Source organism: Escherichia sp. E2748, from assembly GCF_005781125.1.
In the GTDB taxonomy this organism is placed as follows: Bacteria; Pseudomonadota; Gammaproteobacteria; order Enterobacterales; family Enterobacteriaceae; genus Escherichia.
Map to the genome: position 1 here is coordinate 181,575 of NZ_VATP01000021.1, position 18,719 is coordinate 200,293.

Sequence of the window (18,719 nt, forward strand, 5' to 3'; positions counted from 1 at the left end):
CTAACTAACAGTTGTCAGCCTGTCCCGCTTATAAGATCATACGCCGTTATACGTTGTTTACGCTTTGAGGAATCCACGATGAGTGAGGCAGAAGCCCGCCCGACTAACTTTATTCGTCAGATCATCGATGAAGATCTGGCCAGTGGTAAGCACACCACAGTACACACCCGTTTCCCGCCGGAGCCGAATGGCTATCTGCATATTGGCCATGCGAAATCTATCTGCCTGAACTTCGGGATCGCCCAGGACTATAAAGGCCAGTGCAACCTGCGTTTCGACGACACTAACCCGGTAAAAGAAGATATTGAGTACGTCGAGTCGATCAAAAACGACGTAGAGTGGTTAGGTTTTCACTGGTCTGGTAACGTCCGTTACTCCTCCGATTATTTTGATCAACTCCATGCCTATGCTGTTGAACTGATCAATAAAGGCCTGGCGTATGTCGATGAGCTGACGCCGGAACAGATCCGCGAATATCGTGGCACTCTGACGCAGCCGGGTAAAAACAGCCCGTACCGCGACCGCAGCGTTGAAGAGAACCTGGCGCTGTTCGAAAAAATGCGTACCGGTGGTTTTGACGAAGGTAAAGCCTGCCTGCGCGCGAAAATCGACATGGCTTCGCCGTTTATCGTGATGCGCGATCCGGTGCTGTACCGCATTAAGTTTGCTGAACACCACCAGACTGGCAACAAGTGGTGCATCTACCCGATGTACGACTTCACCCACTGCATCAGCGATGCGCTGGAAGGCATTACGCACTCTCTGTGTACGCTGGAGTTCCAGGATAACCGTCGTCTGTACGACTGGGTACTGGACAACATCACCATTCCTGTTCATCCGCGCCAGTACGAATTCTCGCGCCTGAATCTGGAATACACCGTGATGTCCAAGCGTAAGCTGAACCAACTGGTCACCGACAAGCACGTAGAAGGTTGGGATGATCCACGTATGCCGACCATTTCCGGTCTGCGTCGTCGTGGTTACACTGCGGCTTCTATTCGTGAGTTCTGCAAACGCATTGGCGTGACCAAGCAGGACAACACCATTGAGATGGCATCGCTGGAATCCTGCATTCGTGAAGATCTCAACGAGAACGCGCCGCGTGCAATGGCAGTTATCGATCCGGTGAAACTGGTTATCGAAAACTATCAGGGCGAAGGCGAAATGGTCACCATGCCGAACCATCCGAATAAACCGGAAATGGGCAGCCGTCAGGTACCGTTTAGCGGTGAGATTTGGATCGATCGCGCCGATTTCCGCGAAGAAGCTAACAAGCAGTACAAACGTCTGGTGCTGGGTAAAGAAGTGCGTCTGCGTAATGCTTACGTGATTAAAGCGGAACGCGTGGAGAAAGATGCCGAAGGCAATATCACCACCATCTTCTGTACTTATGACGCCGACACCTTAAGCAAAGATCCGGCTGATGGTCGTAAAGTCAAAGGCGTTATTCACTGGGTAAGCGCGGCACATGCGCTGCCGGTTGAAATCCGCCTGTACGATCGTCTGTTCAGTGTGCCGAATCCAGGCGCTGCGGATGATTTCCTGTCGGTGATTAACCAGGATTCTCTGGTCATCAAACAGGGCTTTGCTGAACCGTCTCTGAAAGATGCGGTGGCAGGTAAAGCATTCCAGTTTGAGCGTGAAGGCTACTTCTGCCTCGACAGCCGCCATTCCACAGCGGAAAAACCGGTATTTAACCGCACCGTTGGGCTGCGTGATACCTGGGCGAAAGTAGGCGAGTAATTTTAAGTTCTACCAGGCCGGGTGTGGCGTTTACACCGCATCCGGCAAGGAACAGACAAACAGTTTCAAACGCTAAACTGCCTGATGCGCTACGCTTATCAGGCCTACGTGATCTCTGCAATATATTGAATTTGCGTGCTTTTGTAGGCCGGATAGGCCTTCACACCGCATCCGGCAAGAAACATGCAAACAATTCAAAACGCCGCGTTCAGCGGCGTTTTTTCTGCTTTTCTTCGCGAATTAATTTCGCTTCGCAATTTATTCATGCAACAAATTTAAAATCACAAATTATAATTAATTTAAATGTAACCGCTTTCATCTTACTGGAAAGCCACATATTTTTTCTTCTACCCGCTCGCCTGGTACACAATTAAACCTTGTAACAAAAATCATCAAAATATGTGCGGTTGCTCATGTTCTTACATTCTCGTTACAGAAAGAGATTGATAATTCGCGTCGCGAAAAATAGTCTATTCCTGTAGTCAGCGAGACTTTTCTCAACGCTACTTTTTTAATTTTTATTTTTTTCGCTGTTCACCTGTGGTGCAGCAATTTATACGTCAAAGAGGATTAACCCATGCGTACGTTTAGTGGCAAACGTAGTACGCTGGCGCTGGCTATCGCCGGTGTTACAGCAATGTCGGGCCTGGTGGCAATGCCGGAGGCTCGCGCCGAAGGATTCATCGACGATTCAACCTTAACCGGCGGTATCTATTACTGGCAGCGTGAACGCGACCGTAAAGATGTTACCGACGGCGACAAATACAAAACCAACCTTTCTCACTCCACCTGGAATGCCAACCTCGATTTTCAGTCCGGTTATGCTGCTGATATATTCGGCCTTGATATTGCCGCGTTTACGGCGATTGAAATGGCGGAAAACGGCGACAGCTCCCACCCGAACGAAATCGCGTTTTCAAAAAGTAATAAAGCCTATGACGAAGACTGGTCCGGCGATAAAAGTGGTATAAGCCTGTATAAAGCAGCGGCCAAATTTAAATACGGTCCGGTGTGGGCGAGGGCAGGTTACATTCAGCCAACTGGTCAAACGCTGTTAGCGCCGCACTGGAGCTTTATGCCGGGTACCTATCAGGGCGCGGAAGCCGGGGCTAATTTTGATTACGGCGATGTTGGTGCGTTGAGTTTCTCCTACATGTGGACCAACGAATACAAAGCGCCGTGGCATCTGGAAATGGATGAGTTTTATCAGAACGATAAAACCACCAAAGTTGATTATCTGCACTCCATCGGTGCGAAATACGACTTCAAAAATAACTTCGTGCTGGAAGCGGCGTTTGGTCAGGCGGAAGGGTATATCGATCAGTACTTTGCCAAAGCCAGCTATAAATTTGATATCGCCGGTAGCCCGCTAACCGCCAGCTACCAGTTCTACGGTACGCGCGATAAAGTTGACGATCGTAGCGTCAACGATCTTTATGATGGTACCGCCTGGCTGCAAGCGTTGACCTTTGGTTACCGGGCGGCTGACGTAGTGGATTTACGCCTCGAAGGCACCTGGGTTAAAGCTGACGGTCAGCAGGGATACTTCCTGCAACGTATGACGCCAACCTACGCTTCCTCGAACGGTCGCCTGGATATCTGGTGGGATAACCGTTCTGACTTTAACGCCAACGGCGAAAAAGCGGTCTTCTTCGGCGCGATGTATGACCTGAAAAACTGGAACCTTCCAGGCTTCGCCATCGGCGCTTCCTACGTTTACGCATGGGATGCTAAACCTGCGACCTGGCAGAGCAATCCGGATGCGTACTACGACAAGAACCGGACTATTGAAGAGTCTGCATACAGCCTGGATGCGGTCTACACCATTCAGGACGGTCGTGCCAAGGGCACGATGTTCAAACTGCACTTCACCGAATACGACAACCACTCCGACATCCCAAGCTGGGGCGGCGGTTACGGTAACATCTTCCAGGATGAGCGCGACGTGAAATTCATGGTAATCGCACCATTCACCATCTTCTGATGCCCTACGCGGCAGGTTTTGTGCCTGCCGCACATTTGAGGAATTCGCTATGAAAAAACTGATTCTCATCGCCATGATGGCATCGGGGCTGGTGGCTTGTGCGCAATCAACCGCACCACAGGAAGACAGCCGCCTGAAAGAGGCGTACAGCGCCTGTATCAATACCGCGCAAGGTTCGCCGGAAAAAATTGAAGCCTGTCAGAGCGTGTTAAACGTGCTGAAGAAAGAGAAACAACATCAGCAATTTGCCGAGCAGGAAAGTGTCCGCGTACTGGATTATCAGCAGTGCATCCAGGCAACGCAAACCGGTAATGACCAGGCAGTGAAAGCCGATTGTGATAAGGTCTGGCAGGAAATTCGCAGTAATAACAAATAAGTGAGGGCTGTAACTCTCGCTTTTCTTATTTCCCTTGTATAAAAAAGCCAACCCGCAGGTTGGCTTTTTTCGTTCAGGCTGGCTTATTTGCCTTCGTGCGCGTGCTCATCTTCGCGGCAATCGCCTTCGGCACAGTGACCGTAAAGATAGAGACTATGGTTAGTCAGGCGAATGCCATGCTTCGCGGCAATTTCACGCTGACGCGCTTCGATAGATTCATCACTAAATTCGATAACCTTTCCGCAGTCGAGGCAGATCAGGTGATCGTGGTGATGTTGTTGAGTCAGTTCAAATACGGATTTACCGCCTTCAAAATTGTGGCGGGTGACGATACCGGCGTCGTCAAACTGGTTCAGTACACGATATACCGTAGCCAGACCAATTTCTTCACCCATATCGATCAGACGTTTGTATAAATCTTCCGCACTGACGTGATGGTTGTCCGGCTCCTGAAGAACTTCCAGGATTTTTAAGCGAGGAAGCGTTACTTTCAGGCCAGCTTTCTTTAGGGCGGTATTGTTATCAGTCATGCGGAATCTGTCCTGTTACTAAGCGGTTCACTTCATTAAAAGAAGTGACAGAATTTGCTCTTGAGATAATGCGTATCATTATAGATTTGCCATGCCTAAATGAAAACTACAAGTCCCTGGCAAATATTGTTAATAAAAACGTGGCTTAGCTTACATTTACATCGGTAAGGCCACTTCAATACTGGAACATTGTACAGGTACTACGGCAAAAGTTACAAATTTGTAGCAATTATTTTGATTGGCATTATCTATTAATACGGCGTAGACATGAGTCTACGCCGCAGTACATCAGGCATTGATAATTTCGTCGAGATGCAGTTCTTCAGAAATTTGTTTTACCCATTTTTCTACACGTTCGGCGGTCAGTTCTGGCTGACGGTCTTCGTCGATAGCCAGGCCGACAAAGTGGTCATCATCCGCCAGACCTTTTGATGCTTCGAAATGATAGCCCGCAGTTGGCCAGTGACCGACGATGGTCGCACCGCGCGGTTCAATAATGTCACGAATGGTGCCTAAGGCGTCGCAGAAATATTCTGCATAATCTTCCTGGTCGCCACAGCCAAACAGCGCAACCAGTTTACCATTGAAATCAATCTCTTCGAGAGTCGGGAAGAAGTCGTCCCAGTCACACTGTGCTTCGCCATAGTACCAGGTTGGGATGCCCAGCAGAAGAATGTCATAAGCTTCCAGATCTTCTTTGCTGCTTTTTGCAATGTCATGGACATCGGCAACGTCTTTACCAAGCTGTTTTTGAATCATTTTTGCGATATTTTCGGTATTACCGGTGTCGCTGCCGAAAAAGATGCCAGTGATAGCCATGAGTGAAATAACCTCTTGAAACTTATTGAAATGGGGGTGGCAAATTGCCCACGGATAAAGGCAATCATAGCAGAACAGGCAGTCTTGCGGAATCAGCAAACGAGCAGGACTGCACACTGTGCTACACGAAAGTGGATATTTAAACGATGCCCTGATTACGCAGCGCCGCCAGTTGCTGCATCAATATCTCTTCGATCAGTTCGCTACGGCTCATATTGCGCGACTCCGCCAGCTCGTTCAGCGCCTCGACAGCTTCCGCGTTCAGCTTCAGTTCGACACGCTTAAGGCCACGTACTTTGTCGCGTTTTAGCTGGTTGCGTTTATTAATACGCAGCTGTTCATCGCGCGAAAGCGGATTGGTTTTCGGTCGTCCCGGTCGACGCTCGTGCGCGAACAGATCTAATGTCGTACGGTCCGTTTGTTCTTTGGCCATGATCTTGGTGACTTCGGGGGAAACAATCAGCCAGGCGCCTGCCCGGATGGATAGCCCGCCATAATACAACAGCGTGAGGAATCTCGCCAACGCCCACGCGCGGAATGCCGCGCGGACGCTGAGTTTTTAATCAGTTGCGTTAATCATTAAGATAGCGACGGATAGCCCGCAGCACAGCATCCGGTTTTTCTGCGTGTACCCAATGCCCCGCGCCTGCAATGACATGCGCCCGTGCTTGTGGGAATTGTGCCAGCAAATCATCACGATACTGTTCAGTAACATACGGGGAATTGCCGCCAGGAATAAACAGAGCAGGGTGGTTCCATGCCGGAATCTTCTCCCAGCCAACAATATGTGGATACTGATCCCATAATACTGGCACGTTAAAACGCCACTCACCGTCAACAAAAGATTTCAGCAGGAATTGAATCACGCCCTCTTCATTAATATATTGGCGCATCACTACAGCGGCCTGTTGGCGCGTTTGCGCGTCGGATCCACTGACCGCGTTGATAGCTGCGAAAATTTCATCATGACGGCGTACGTGATAGTCCACCGGCGAGATATCGATCGCTACCAGTTTCTCGATGCGATCGGGCGCCAACGCGGTCAGTGCCATCACAGCTTTACCACCCATTGAGTGACCAATAAATGTCGCCTTATCGATCTGCAGCGCATTCAGAGTATCAACAAGATCCTGGGCCATCGCCGGGTAATTCATGTGTGGATCTCGTGGCGAAAGTCCGTGGTTACGCATATCAACCTGGATGATATTGTGATCGTTTACCAGGTCGCGCGCCAGCACGCCGAGGTTGTCAAGGCTACCAAACAACCCGTGGACGAGGACGATGGGATAATTATTATGCTGATTTTGTGCAGATTGCGCGCGGATATTCAATTTCATGGCAAAGTTCTTTTTTTCGTGTAGTTGGGTTAGGGTATTATGTTGACCATTGTGCCACAGGGCTGCAACAAATAAGGTTTAATCCGATTTTTTCTGCAAGCCAGGCTTGACGCTATCCGCTGCCGGGATTTATTCATATACTCCTGGCGACTTGTATTCAGCTAAGACACCGCACTGGATTAAGATGAAAACGATTGAAGTTGATGATGAACTCTACAGCTATATTGCCAGCCACACTAAGCATATCGGCGAGAGCGCATCCGACATTTTACGGCGTATGTTGAAGTTTTCCGCCGCATCACAGCCTGTTGCTCCGGTGACGAAAGAGGTTCGCATTGCGTCGCCTGCTATCGTCGAAGCGAAGCCGATCAAAACGGTGAAAGACAAAGTGCGCGCGATGCGTGAACTTTTGCTTTCCGATGAATACGCAGAGCAAAAGCGAGCGGTCAATCGCTTTATGCTGCTGTTGTCTACACTATATTCTCTTGACGCCCAGGCGTTTGCCGAGGCAACGGAATCGTTGCACGGCCGCACGCGCGTTTACTTTGCAGCAGATGAACAGACGCTGCTGAAAAATGGTAATCAGACCAAGCCGAAGCATGTGCCAGGCACGCCGTATTGGGTGATCACCAACACTAACACTGGCCGTAAATGCAGCATGATTGAACACATCATGCAGTCGATGCAATTCCCGGCGGAATTGATTGAAAAGGTTTGCGGGACAATTTAAAACAACGTTGCAGATAAAGGACAAAGCAATGGCAATCCACAATCGTGCAGGCCAACCTGCACAGCAGAGTGATTTGATAAACGTCGCCCAACTGACGGCGCAATATTATGTACTGAAACCAGAAGCAGGGAATGCGGAGCACGCGGTGAAATTCGGTACTTCCGGTCACCGTGGCAGTGCAGCGCGCCATAGCTTTAACGAGCCGCATATTCTGGCTATTGCTCAGGCGATTGCCGAAGAACGGGCGAAAAACGGCATCACTGGCCCTTGCTATGTGGGTAAAGATACTCACGCCCTGTCCGAACCTGCGTTTATTTCTGTACTGGAAGTGCTGGCAGCGAACGGGGTAGACGTTATTGTGCAGGAAAACAATGGCTTCACTCCAACACCGGCCGTCTCTAATGCCATTCTGGTTCACAATAAAAAAGGTGGACCGCTGGCAGATGGTATCGTGATTACGCCGTCCCATAACCCGCCGGAAGACGGTGGTATCAAGTACAACCCGCCAAATGGTGGCCCGGCTGATACCAATGTCACAAAAGTGGTGGAAGACAGGGCCAACGCGCTGATGGCCGATGGCCTGAAAGGCGTGAAGCGTATCTCCCTCGACGAAGCGATGGCATCTGGTCATGTGAAAGAGCAAGATCTTGTGCAACCGTTCGTAGAAGGTCTGGCCGATATCGTTGATATGGCAGCGATTCAGAAAGCTGGCCTGACGCTGGGTGTTGATCCGTTGGGCGGTTCCGGTATCGAATACTGGAAGCGCATTGGCGAGTATTACAACCTCAACCTGACCATTGTTAACGATCAGGTCGATCAAACCTTCCGCTTTATGCACCTCGATAAAGACGGCGCAATCCGTATGGACTGTTCCTCCGAGTGTGCGATGGCGGGCCTGCTGGCGCTGCGTGATAAGTTTGATCTGGCGTTTGCCAATGACCCGGATTATGACCGTCACGGTATCGTCACTCCGGCTGGTTTGATGAACCCGAACCACTACCTGGCAGTGGCGATCAACTACCTGTTCCAGCATCGTCCGCAGTGGGGCAAAGATGTTGCCGTCGGTAAAACGCTGGTTTCATCTGCGATGATCGACCGTGTGGTCAATGACTTGGGCCGTAAGCTGGTAGAAGTGCCGGTAGGTTTCAAATGGTTTGTTGATGGTCTGTTTGATGGCAGCTTCGGCTTTGGCGGCGAAGAGAGTGCAGGCGCTTCCTTCCTGCGTTTCGACGGCACGCCGTGGTCCACCGATAAAGACGGCATCATTATGTGTCTGCTGGCGGCGGAAATCACCGCTGTCACCGGTAAGAATCCGCAGGAACACTACAACGAACTGGCAAAACGCTTTGGTGCGCCGAGCTACAACCGTTTGCAGGCAGCTGCGACTTCCGCACAAAAAGCGGCGCTGTCTAAGCTGTCTCCGGAAATGGTGAGCGCCAGCACCCTGGCAGGTGACCCGATTACCGCGCGCCTGACCGCAGCGCCTGGCAACGGTGCTTCTATCGGCGGCCTGAAAGTGATGACTGACAACGGCTGGTTCGCCGCGCGTCCGTCAGGCACCGAAGACGCATATAAGATCTACTGCGAAAGCTTCCTTGGTGAAGAACATCGTAAGCAGATTGAGAAAGAAGCGGTTGAGATTGTTAGCGAAGTTCTGAAAAACGCGTAATCACAGAAAATAAGAAAAAGGGCGGTCGGAAGATCGCCCTTTTTTACTTATGACTGCCTGATGCGCTACGCTTATCAGGTCTACGCGGATGGTACAATGTATTGAATTTGCGCGATTTTGTAGGCCATATAAAGCGTTTACGCCGCATCCGGAAATTCAGCCCCTAAAGCATAAACCGATACCCAATCCCGGTTTCAGTAATGAAATGGCGGGGGCGAGCGGGATCCTGTTCCAGTTTTTGTCGCAGATGTCCCATATAAATACGCAAATAGTGACTGTGTTCGACCGCGTTTGGTCCCCACACTTGGTTGAGTAACTGGCGCTGGGTGAGCACTTTTCCGGCATTGTTGAGCAGCACGGCCAGCAGACGGAACTCAATAGGCGTGAGATGTACTTCTTCCTCACCACGGTGAATCACGCGGGCGGCTAAATCGACGGTAACATCGGAAAATTTCACCACTGGCTCGGGCGCGGTGGTAGCTGAGTGGCGGCGTAACGCGACGCGCAGACGGGCCTGCAATTCGCCAATGCCAAACGGCTTACTCAGATAATCATCCGCTCCGGCATCCAGCGCGGCGATTTTGTCGCTCTCTTCGCTACGTGCGGAAAGCACAATCACCGGCACCGCGCTCCACTGGCGCAGGTCGCGGATAAACTCAATTCCATCGCCATCGGGCAGGCCGAGATCGAGAATAATCAAATCTGGCTTACGAGTCGCCGCTTCCAGCAGCCCCCGTTGCAGCGTTTCGGCTTCAAAGACGCGCATACCGTCGCCCTCCAGCGCCGTGCGCAGAAAGCGACGAATAGCCTGTTCATCTTCAACAATCAGAACGTTTGTCACATATCCTCATGAAATTCTTCAAGTTCAGGGGCAGTTTGCTGGGGAAGTGTAACACGAAAACAAGCACCACCTTCCGGTCGGTTGAACGCGGTAATGGTGCCGCCGTGTACATCCACAATCGCCCGACAAATTGCCAGTCCAAGCCCTACACCTGGTACCGCCGACTCTTTATTCCCGCGAGCAAACTTATCGAAAATCGTCTGCTCCTGGCCTGGTGGAAGACCGGGGCCGTTATCCCAGACATCCAGTTGTAGATTTTCGCCCTCAACGTGGGCATCAATACCAATTTCGGCCTGCGCACCCGCGTATTTCACCGCGTTCTCCAGCAGATTAATCAGCACCCGTTCAAAGAGTGGCCCGTCAACGTGGATTAAGGTCAGCGGTTCTGGCAGAGAAAGATTGATGGGCGACGATAAACCTGGTTCCAGCATTTGCAGCGCACTGCCGACCACTTCTTCCAGCGTTAACCACTCTTTCTTCAAATTAAAGCCGCCGGACTGAATTCGCGCCATATCCAGTAGATTATTCACCAGTCGGGTAGTGTTCAGCACATGCTGACGAATTTCGCTGGCCTGGCGGGCGTGAGGCGATCCTTCGCTTGCCAGATCGAGCGTTAAGATTTCTGCCTGACCGAACAGCACCGTAAGCGGAGTGCGTAAATCATGCGAAAGCGCCGCCAGCAGGGCGTTGCGGATCTGTTCACGTTCGCTTGCCATCCGCGCCTGTTCTTCGCTGGCGGTCAGCGTCAGCCGCTCAAGCGCATTGGCGACTAACAGCGTAAACGTCTCCAGCAGGCGCTGCTGTTCCGGGATCATCAACTGGCGCAGATTCCCCGGTTCCACCACCACCAGTCCGTAGGTTTTCTCGCCGCTTTTTAACGGCAAAATCTGGTACGGTACGCCGGGTAACGTGTCGGTGCCCGCGCCCGCAGGCAGGCCTTTATCAAAACTCCACTGCGCGATGGCATCGTCCCACGGCGTCATTCCTTGCGGATGTGTTAACGGCTGCAATTTACCGTTGTCATCGGGCAACAACACCTGACTGCGGGCATGAAACGTGGAAGCAATAAATTGTTCGCTGGTGGCGGCGATGTCCTGCGGACTGCGGCCCACAGCCAGAGCTTTGGACATTTCATATAAGTGCCGTGTGCGTTGCTCGCGGTAACGGGCTACCCGCGCCTGATAACGCACGCCAGCAGTAAGGTTCCCGATCACCAGCCCAACGGTTAACATCACCGCGAAGGTCAGCAGATATTGCACATCAGAGACGGCGAGCGTGCCGCGTGGGGCGATAAAAAAGAGATCGAAACTCACCACATTAATGACGGTGGCAACCACCGAAGGCCAGCGTCCATAAAATAGCGCCACCACCACCACGCCCAGCAGATACAGCATCACCAGGTTGGCGGCATCAAACGTCATCAGCCACTGCATGGCAATTAAGGTGATAACGGCGCATAACGCGGCGGCAACCACGCATCCCTGAATCTGTACCCGCCACTTGTCTTTAAAAGAGCGGCTATCCGGCGCGTTGTTAATCGTGCGGGCGGGTGGCTCATCAAGTGCGACCAGAACCTGATCGAGATCGGGGGCGATGCGCGCCAGTCGGTCAGCAAATGTTTCCCGACGCCACCAGCGGCGCGAGGCCGGGCGACCGAGAATAATCTTGCCGAGATTATGTTCACGGGCATAACGCACTACCGCTTTTTCTTCCGCTGGATCAGAGAGTGTTGCCGTCTCTGCGCCCAGCTCCTGCGCCAGACGTAAGGCGCTGAGAATTGCCCGACGTTTTTTCTCCGGTAAGCGGTGCAGGGCAGGGGTTTCAACATACACCGCGTGCCAGACGCTTCCCAGCCGTGACGCCAGTCGCGCCGCCGCGCGGACCAGTTTTTCGCTGCCGGTGTTATGCCCGATGCATAAAAGGATCGCGTCGCGCGTGTGCCAGACTTTCTCTTCGCCAGGATGCCCCCGCCAGGCGCGCATTTGCTCATCTACGCGATCGGCAGTACGGCGCAGTGCCAGCTCGCGCAGGGCGATTAGATTGCCTTTGCGGAAAAAATGTTCAATGGCGCGCTCCGCCTGCCCGGCAATATAGACTTTGCCTTCTTTCAGCCGCTGGCGCAGATCGTCCGGGGGCAAGTCCACCAGAACCACGTCGTCGGCGGCATCGAAAAAAGGATCGGGCACGGTTTCCCGTACCTGAATTCCGGTGACGCCGCTGACCACATCATTCAGACTTTCCAGATGCTGAACGTTGACGGTTGTGAAAACATCAATGCCGGCTTCCAGCAGCTCTTCGATATCCTGCCAGCGTTTAGGATGACGGGAACCTGGCGCATTACTGTGCGCCAGTTCGTCCATTAAGATCAGCGCCGGACGGCGGGCGAGGGCGGCATCAAGATCAAACTCGCTGATGTGCCGCCCACGATGCGCCTGGCGTTTCAGTGGCAGAACAGCCAGACCTTCCAGCATGGCGGCGGTATCTTTTCGCCCGTGGGTTTCTACCACGCCAACCACAATATCCAGCCCTTGCGCCCGCAGTCGCTGGGCTTCTGCCAGCATCGCCCAGGTCTTCCCGACGCCTGCACAGGCACCGAAGAAAACTTTCAGCTTCCCCCGATGCGGCGCGGCAGTTTGTTCCAGCAGACGATCGGGGTCGGGACGTAAGGGTTCGTTATTCATCAAGTTTATCCAGCGCCAGATTGAGTTCAACAATGTTGACGACCGGCTGGCCGATATATTTCACCAGCGGTTGTTGGCTGTATTTTGCGATCAGCTGCGTGAGCTGTTCAACGCTGAGATTACGCGCTTTCGCGATACGTGGGATCTGCCAGGCCGCCGCTTGCGGGGTGATGTTATTGTCCAGCCCGCTTGCCGACGCCGTCACCAGTTCAACCGGAACGTTCGTGCTGGCATCCGGGTTAGCGGCCCGTAATGCAGCAACGCGTGTGGCTATCTGTTTATCAAGCTCCGGGTTACTGACTGCCAGATTGCTCCCGCCAGAAGCCTGTGGATTATAGGGCATTTCTGCCGTTGCCGACGGGCGACCATGAAAATAGCCGTTGCCGGTAAAATTCTGCCCGATTAATGCCGAGCCACGCACCATATCACCTTCACGGATCAATGAACCGTTGGCCTGCCAGGGAAACCACCATTGCCCCAGCGCAGTAGTCAGCAGCGGGTAAACGCCGCCAGTAATCAATAACAGAAAGAGAAATGTCGATAATCCCGGACGTAATCCACGCATGGTAAACCTCACACCAGACCGCAAACGGTCAGCAGTAAATCAATGACTTTGATACCAATAAACGGCACCAGCAGCCCACCCAAACCGTAAATCCATAAGTTACGGCGCAACATGGCAGAAGCGGTAAGCGGTTTATAACTCACGCCTTTTAACGCCAGGGGAATCAAAAAGACGATAATCAAGGCGTTGAAAATGACCGCACTGAGAATGGCGGAGTCGGGCGAATGCAGGCGCATGATATTCAGCGCATTTAACTGCGGATACGTTGCCGCGAACGCCGCCGGAATAATGGCGAAGTATTTCGCCACATCGTTGGCAATGCTGAAGGTTGTCAGCGAGCCACGGGTCATCAGCATCTGTTTGCCAATATGCACCACCTCGATCAACTTGGTCGGGTTAGAGTCCAGATCCACCATATTGCCTGCTTCTTTCGCCGCCTGGGTGCCGGAGTTCATCGCCACCGCGACATCTGCCTGCGCCAGTGCCGGAGCATCGTTGGTGCCGTCGCCGGTCATCGCCACCAAACGGCCTTCCGCCTGATACTGACGGATCAATGCCAGCTTGGCCTCCGGTGTCGCTTCGGCGAGGAAATCATCGACGCCCGCTTCCGCAGCAATGGCGGCGGCAGTCAGACGGTTATCTCCGGTAATCATCACTGTTTTAATGCCCATTTGGCGCAGCTGGGCGAAACGCTCTTTAATGCCGCCTTTGACGATATCTTTCAGCGCAATAACGCCCAGCACACGAGCACCTTCCACCACCACCAGCGGCGTGGCTCCCTGACGCGCAACCTGATCGACTTTTTGATCAACATCGGCAGGGAAGTGACCGCCGTTAGCCTCAACATGGCGGCGAATGGCATCGACAGAACCTTTACGGATCATGCGGTTGTCGATGTTGATCCCGCTCATCCGGCTTTGCGCAGTAAACGGTACAAAGGTGGCATGGAGCGACTGCACATCGCGCTCGCGCAGGTTAAAACGCTGCTTGGCGAGGATCACAATACTGCGGCCTTCCGGCGTTTCATCAGCCAGCGAAGCCAGTTGTGCGGCATCGGCCAGCGTTTTTTCCTCTACGCCCTGCGCGGGGATAAACTCCGATGCCTGACGGTTACCCAGCGTGATGGTGCCGGTTTTATCCAGCAGCAGGACGTCAACGTCACCTGCCGCTTCAACTGCACGTCCGCTGGTGGCAATCACATTCGCGCCCAGCATCCGACTCATCCCGGCGACGCCGATCGCTGACAACAGGCCGCCAATAGTGGTTGGGATCAGACAGATCAGCAGCGCCACCAGTACCGTTACACTGACTGCATTACCGCCCCACGCGGAAAACGGCCACAGCGTGGCGGTTGCCAGTAAAAAGACGATAGTCAGGGCAATCAGCAGAATGGTCAGGGCAATCTCGTTCGGCGTTTTACGTCGCTGTGCGCCTTCCACCATCGCGATCATCCGATCCAGAAATGTCTCGCCGGGGTTAACGCTGCACTTAATCACCAGCCAGTCAGAAAGAATACGCGTGCCGCCGGTGACGGAGGCAAAATCACCGCCAGATTCACGGATCACCGGCGCCGATTCCCCGGTGATGGCGCTTTCATCGACCGATGCGCCCCCTTCAATGACTTCACCATCGCAGGGGATAATATCGCCTGCTTCTACTAGCACGATATCGCCTTTACGCAGTTGATCGGCGGGAACTTTGTCCGCCGCAGCGCCATATTTCGGCTCACGCAGCTTGCGGGCAAAGGCAGTTTTTTTCACCCCTTTCAGACTGTTGGCCTGCGCTTTACTGCGGCCTTCAGCCAGCGCCTCGGCGAAATTAGCGAACAGTACGGTGACCCACAGCCAGCCGCTAATTGCCGCGCTAAACAGCGCATTGCCAGGCATCGCGCCGCTTGCCATCGCGATGCTAATACAGGTGGTCAGCAAACTGCCGATCCAGACGATAAACATCACCGGATTGCGCCATTGCGCCTGCGGGTTTAATTTTTTCACCGCTTCTTTCAGCGCCTGAACGACAAGTGTTGGTTCGAATAGCGCCAGTTGTTTACGACTCATATTCAGTGCTCACTCAATATCATCAGGAGAGATATTCCGCCACCGGACCAAGCGCCAGGGCAGGGATAAAGGTCAGTGCGCCAACCAGCAACACGGTGCCGATTAACAGGCCAACAAACAGCGGGCCGTGCGTTGGCAGCGTGCCGGAGCTGGCGGGTTGGCTCTTTTTACTCACCAGTGAACCGGCAATTGCCATCACCGGGATAATCACCCCGAAGCGACCGACAAACATGCACAACGCCAGCAAACAGTTCCAGAACGGAGAGTTGGCGCTTAATCCGGCAAAGGCGCTGCCGTTGTTGTTAGCGGCGGACGACACGGCGTACAGCACTTCGCTAAAACCATGCGGGCCAGGGTTGAGCATGGCGCTACGTCCGGCGTCGGTTATCATTGCCAGCGCCGCGCCCATCAGCACCAGCGTCGGGGTGACCAGAATCGCCAGCGCGGTCAATTTCATCTCGCGTACATCGATTTTTTTACCCAGATATTCCGGTGTACGACCAATCATCAGCCCGGCAATAAACACCGCCAGCAGGACAAACAGCATCATGCCGTAAAGGCCAGAACCGACACCGCCGAATACCACTTCACCAATTTGCATCAACCACATCGGCACCATGCCACCGAGAGCGGTAAACGAATCATGCATCGCAATCACCGCGCCACAGGAAGCAGCCGTAGTCACGACCGCAAACAGGCTACTGACCAGCACGCCGAAACGGCTCTCTTTACCTTCCATATTGATGCTGCTGTCCGCGCCCAGTGCCAGCAGATGCGGATTACCCTGAACTTCTGCCCACATCACCACGCCTACGCAGATAACAAAAATCACCGACATCGCCCACAGCAACATGCGCCCCTGACGGCGATCGCCCGCCACTTCACCAAAGGCAAAGCACAGCGCTGTTGGGATCAAGAAGATCGCCAGCATCTGCACGAAGTTGGTCAGTGCGGTTGGGTTTTCAAACGGATGCGACGAGTTGGCATTAAAGAAGCCACCGCCGTTAGTACCGAGCATCTTGATCGCTTCCTGAGAAGCCACCGGACCCATTGGTAACAGCTGTTGTGCTCCTTCAATGGTCGTCACGGCCTGATAAGGCTGAAAGTTTTGCAACGCACCTTGTTGAATAAAAAACAGTGCGATCAACAACGCCACAGGGGCTAACACCCATAACGTGATGCGTAGCAGATCGACCCAGGCATTCCCGAGTGTGCTCATGCTCTGGCGGGTAAATGCACGGATGAGGGCAAAAATCACCGCAATCCCGCTGGCAGCAGAAAGAAAGTTTTGCACCGTTAAGCCCGCCATCTGGCTGAAATAGCTCAACGTGGTCTCACCGCTGTAAGATTGCCAGTTGGTGTTAGTGACAAAGCTGACGGCGGTATTCAGCGCCAGATCCCACGACAGCCCCGGCAACTGTTGTGGATTAAGTGGCAGATAGTGCTGGCCGAGCAATATAAAAAACAGCACCGCCAGCCCCAGCATGTTCAGGCCAAGAATGGCAGCGAGATACTGCTTCCAGTTCATCTCACGGTCAGAGACGCCAAGTACACGAAAGAGTACGCGTTCAACGCCCGCTGTACCGGGAAGAGGAATATCATTAATCAGCCGCGCCAGCCCGCTGCCTAAAGGGCGCGCCAGCACCATTAACACCAGTAAAAATGTGGCGATCAGTAAGAACCCTTGCGCAGCCATCAGAACGCCTCCGCATTGATCAGGGCATAAACTAAATAACCCAGTAATAAAAACACCAGCAACACGCCGGCTATCACGCCTGCACTCACAGTGCACCTCCAGTGGCCTAAAAGTGATACCGGAAGGGTAGAATTCTGGCTGCAAAGATTTCGCAAAAATCTGCGGACGGGGTGTAAAAAAAGTATAAAAATGGCAAAAGCCATGACTTAACTAATGATTAGTATTAATTTAACTTTTATGTAACTTAATTACATGGTGAATGTAAATAAACCATCAATAAGCAAAAATAAGTGGTCGGATGAGTAGCAAAATTACACAAAAGGCGGTACTATTTTCATCAGATAAACAAATTCATTTTTCCGGTGCCATTCACCGGTTAGATACAAAAGGGGGAGAAAAGTATGGAACTCTACAGAGAATATCCTGCATGGCTTATCTTTTTACGCCGTACTTATGCGGTTGCAGCGGGCGTTCTGGCGCTGCCTTTCATGCTTTTCTGGAAAGACCGCGCCCGCTTTTACAGCTACTTGCATCGCGTCTGGTCGAAAACCAGCGATAAACCGGTGTGGATGGATCAGGCCGAAAAGGCAACCGGCGATTTTTATTGATTGCCTGCGCGCTTAAGCCAGCCTCGTATCAGGGGGCTGGTTTAGGTGTTTTACATCAACGTCTTCCATGATAATTAACATGGAAGACGTTTCCATCGTGTTATTCATTTCATCACTGTTTTAGCATCAAGTTTCGATAGTATCCTTTCAAAGGACAAGCCAGGATGCGGTCACCTTCATTGTCGCTCTAAGCGACTAGATCATCAGAAATCTCTAGTTAGGTTGCATACTTCCTTACACACTTTCCTGAAACTTCAGGGTAAGGTGATAAAGTCGCCATCCCTTTTTCTAATTCCAGCATCTAAATAAATTCCGAATTTTGCTATTAGTATCGCTACCGCAATAAAAACAGATAGTAAAGAGAGTAATATATACTTTAGTGATATGTTAAGAATAATTGATTGTTAACATATCTAATGGGATAAGATATGTTGCTGTTAATGAAAATATTCAAGATTTATTGTTGATAATTATAATACATCCGATATCTCAGCCCTTTCTATGCAAGATGCAATTTTATAAGCTGTCCATTTTTTATATGGAGGCGGTAGCGTGGATGTTACTCTTAATTTTATTGGTATGGTGAATATGTTGGAACTGTTAAATACATAACTATGTATCCGTTCTGGGCGTTGTAAATATTGGTGATCGCTTAATATTATTAGTGATTATGGCTGGAAAGATAAAGTGTGCTGTAAAGCGGTGATGGGTATTACATTCATGATTAAAAAAACAGAACCTGTCAATAAATAATTCATTTATTAAAACGGACTATTTCCATTATGACGGAATATTATCTCAATGAGACTGTTTGGAAATACAGAGCCAGTTTCTCCGGGGTAACGAGCATGTGTACCAGTGCCAGGTGGCATTTGTATTGCCGGGTGAGCGGGTCATGATGGCCTTCACCTACGCCAGAACCACACCGCTGACCCCGGCAGATATGACGCGCTGGGCTGAAATTAAAAAGAATCTGCGCTTCAGGATACGGCAGGAAGCCAGAACGAATTAATCACACAGGGAACGGGACATGGAAGATGCATTCTGGGCGGCAAGACAGGGGGATGCCCTGCTGCATACGTC

17 protein-coding genes and 1 pseudogene are annotated in these 18,719 nt (G+C 51.9%); 7 read left to right on the forward strand and 11 right to left on the reverse strand.

Annotation, left to right across the window (positions count from 1 at the left end):
- The first annotated feature begins 78 nt into the window (after nucleotides 1-78).
- The 3 genes from glnS (at nucleotide 79) to chiQ (ending at nucleotide 4,103) form a co-directional block, all read left to right on the forward strand.
- Entirely contained in the window at nucleotides 79-1,743 is a 1,665-nt protein-coding gene (gene glnS, locus FEK42_RS17365) for a glutamine--tRNA ligase (protein ID WP_135492619.1), read from the forward strand.
- Nucleotides 1,744-2,320: 577 nt separating this feature from the next.
- Nucleotides 2,321-3,727: a chitoporin gene (gene chiP / locus FEK42_RS17370; protein WP_135492620.1), complete on the forward strand. Its 1,407-nt coding sequence runs from the start codon at nucleotides 2,321-2,323 to the stop codon at nucleotides 3,725-3,727.
- Nucleotides 3,728-3,776: 49 nt separating this feature from the next.
- Nucleotides 3,777-4,103, forward strand: a complete 327-nt coding sequence (gene chiQ / locus FEK42_RS17375; RefSeq protein ID WP_000733594.1) for a ChiQ/YbfN family lipoprotein — start codon at nucleotides 3,777-3,779, stop codon at nucleotides 4,101-4,103.
- An 83-nt stretch (nucleotides 4,104-4,186) separates the two neighbouring features.
- On the opposite strand, the gene fur is transcribed toward chiQ, so the two are convergent.
- The 5 genes from fur to ybfF form a co-directional block, all read right to left on the reverse strand.
- Nucleotides 4,187-4,633 carry a ferric iron uptake transcriptional regulator gene (fur, locus tag FEK42_RS17380; protein ID WP_000131706.1) on the reverse strand — a complete coding sequence of 149 codons (447 nt, stop codon included), beginning with the start codon at nucleotides 4,631-4,633 and terminating at the stop codon, nucleotides 4,187-4,189.
- Nucleotides 4,626-4,712, reverse strand: coding sequence for a fur leader peptide (uof, locus tag FEK42_RS17385; RefSeq protein WP_010380762.1), 87 nt, complete (start codon nucleotides 4,710-4,712; stop codon nucleotides 4,626-4,628). The genes fur and uof overlap by 8 nt, the downstream gene beginning before the upstream one ends.
- A gap of 209 nt (nucleotides 4,713-4,921) precedes the next feature.
- Complete coding sequence (gene fldA / locus FEK42_RS17390; protein WP_010346538.1) at nucleotides 4,922-5,452, reverse strand: flavodoxin FldA; 531 nt, start codon at nucleotides 5,450-5,452, stop codon at nucleotides 4,922-4,924.
- A gap of 139 nt (nucleotides 5,453-5,591) precedes the next feature.
- Complete coding sequence (gene ybfE, locus FEK42_RS17395; RefSeq protein ID WP_064528940.1) at nucleotides 5,592-5,885, reverse strand: LexA regulated protein; 294 nt, start codon at nucleotides 5,883-5,885, stop codon at nucleotides 5,592-5,594.
- Nucleotides 5,886-6,024: 139 nt separating this feature from the next.
- Complete coding sequence (gene ybfF / locus FEK42_RS17400; protein WP_135492621.1) at nucleotides 6,025-6,789, reverse strand: esterase; 765 nt, start codon at nucleotides 6,787-6,789, stop codon at nucleotides 6,025-6,027.
- Between the two features lie 184 nt (nucleotides 6,790-6,973).
- Here ybfF and seqA point away from each other — a divergent pair, with 184 nt between their 5' ends.
- Together seqA and pgm are read left to right on the forward strand one after the other, a co-directional pair.
- Nucleotides 6,974-7,519, forward strand: coding sequence for a replication initiation negative regulator SeqA (gene seqA / locus FEK42_RS17405; protein ID WP_130209830.1), 546 nt, complete (start codon nucleotides 6,974-6,976; stop codon nucleotides 7,517-7,519).
- Nucleotides 7,520-7,547: 28 nt separating this feature from the next.
- Complete coding sequence (gene pgm / locus FEK42_RS17410) at nucleotides 7,548-9,188, forward strand: phosphoglucomutase (alpha-D-glucose-1,6-bisphosphate-dependent) (protein ID WP_001295675.1); 1,641 nt, start codon at nucleotides 7,548-7,550, stop codon at nucleotides 9,186-9,188.
- 163 nt (nucleotides 9,189-9,351) lie between these two features.
- On the opposite strand, the gene kdpE is transcribed toward pgm, so the two are convergent.
- The 6 genes from kdpE to kdpF are packed head-to-tail and all read right to left on the reverse strand — an operon-like array spanning nucleotide 9,352 to nucleotide 17,117.
- Nucleotides 9,352-10,029: a two-component system response regulator KdpE gene (kdpE, locus tag FEK42_RS17415; protein ID WP_130209834.1), complete on the reverse strand. Its 678-nt coding sequence runs from the start codon at nucleotides 10,027-10,029 to the stop codon at nucleotides 9,352-9,354.
- Complete coding sequence (gene kdpD, locus FEK42_RS17420; RefSeq protein ID WP_135492622.1) at nucleotides 10,026-12,710, reverse strand: two-component system sensor histidine kinase KdpD; 2,685 nt, start codon at nucleotides 12,708-12,710, stop codon at nucleotides 10,026-10,028. Before kdpD ends, kdpE begins: the two co-directional genes overlap by 4 nt.
- Nucleotides 12,703-13,275: a K(+)-transporting ATPase subunit C gene (kdpC, locus tag FEK42_RS17425; RefSeq protein ID WP_135492623.1), complete on the reverse strand. Its 573-nt coding sequence runs from the start codon at nucleotides 13,273-13,275 to the stop codon at nucleotides 12,703-12,705. Before kdpC ends, kdpD begins: the two co-directional genes overlap by 8 nt.
- 8 nt (nucleotides 13,276-13,283) lie before the next feature.
- Nucleotides 13,284-15,332, reverse strand: a complete 2,049-nt coding sequence (kdpB, locus tag FEK42_RS17430; protein ID WP_135492624.1) for a potassium-transporting ATPase subunit KdpB — start codon at nucleotides 15,330-15,332, stop codon at nucleotides 13,284-13,286.
- Between the two features lie 22 nt (nucleotides 15,333-15,354).
- Entirely contained in the window at nucleotides 15,355-17,028 is a 1,674-nt protein-coding gene (gene kdpA, locus FEK42_RS17435; protein ID WP_135490959.1) for a potassium-transporting ATPase subunit KdpA, read from the reverse strand.
- The gene (kdpF, locus tag FEK42_RS17440) at nucleotides 17,028-17,117 is read right to left on the reverse strand and encodes a K(+)-transporting ATPase subunit F (protein ID WP_001365534.1); all 90 of its coding nucleotides are present in this window, start codon (nucleotides 17,115-17,117) and stop codon (nucleotides 17,028-17,030) included. The genes kdpA and kdpF overlap by 1 nt, the downstream gene beginning before the upstream one ends.
- Nucleotides 17,118-17,429: 312 nt before the next feature.
- Here kdpF and FEK42_RS17445 point away from each other — a divergent pair, with 312 nt between their 5' ends.
- Both FEK42_RS17445 and FEK42_RS17450 read left to right on the forward strand, forming a co-directional pair.
- Nucleotides 17,430-17,636, forward strand: coding sequence for a YbfA family protein (locus FEK42_RS17445; RefSeq protein WP_000424924.1), 207 nt, complete (start codon nucleotides 17,430-17,432; stop codon nucleotides 17,634-17,636).
- 811 nt (nucleotides 17,637-18,447) lie between these two features.
- Nucleotides 18,448-18,648: pseudogene (locus tag FEK42_RS17450) on the forward strand (DcrB-related protein); the annotation flags it as partial.
- Between the last annotated feature and the right edge of the window lie 71 nt (nucleotides 18,649-18,719).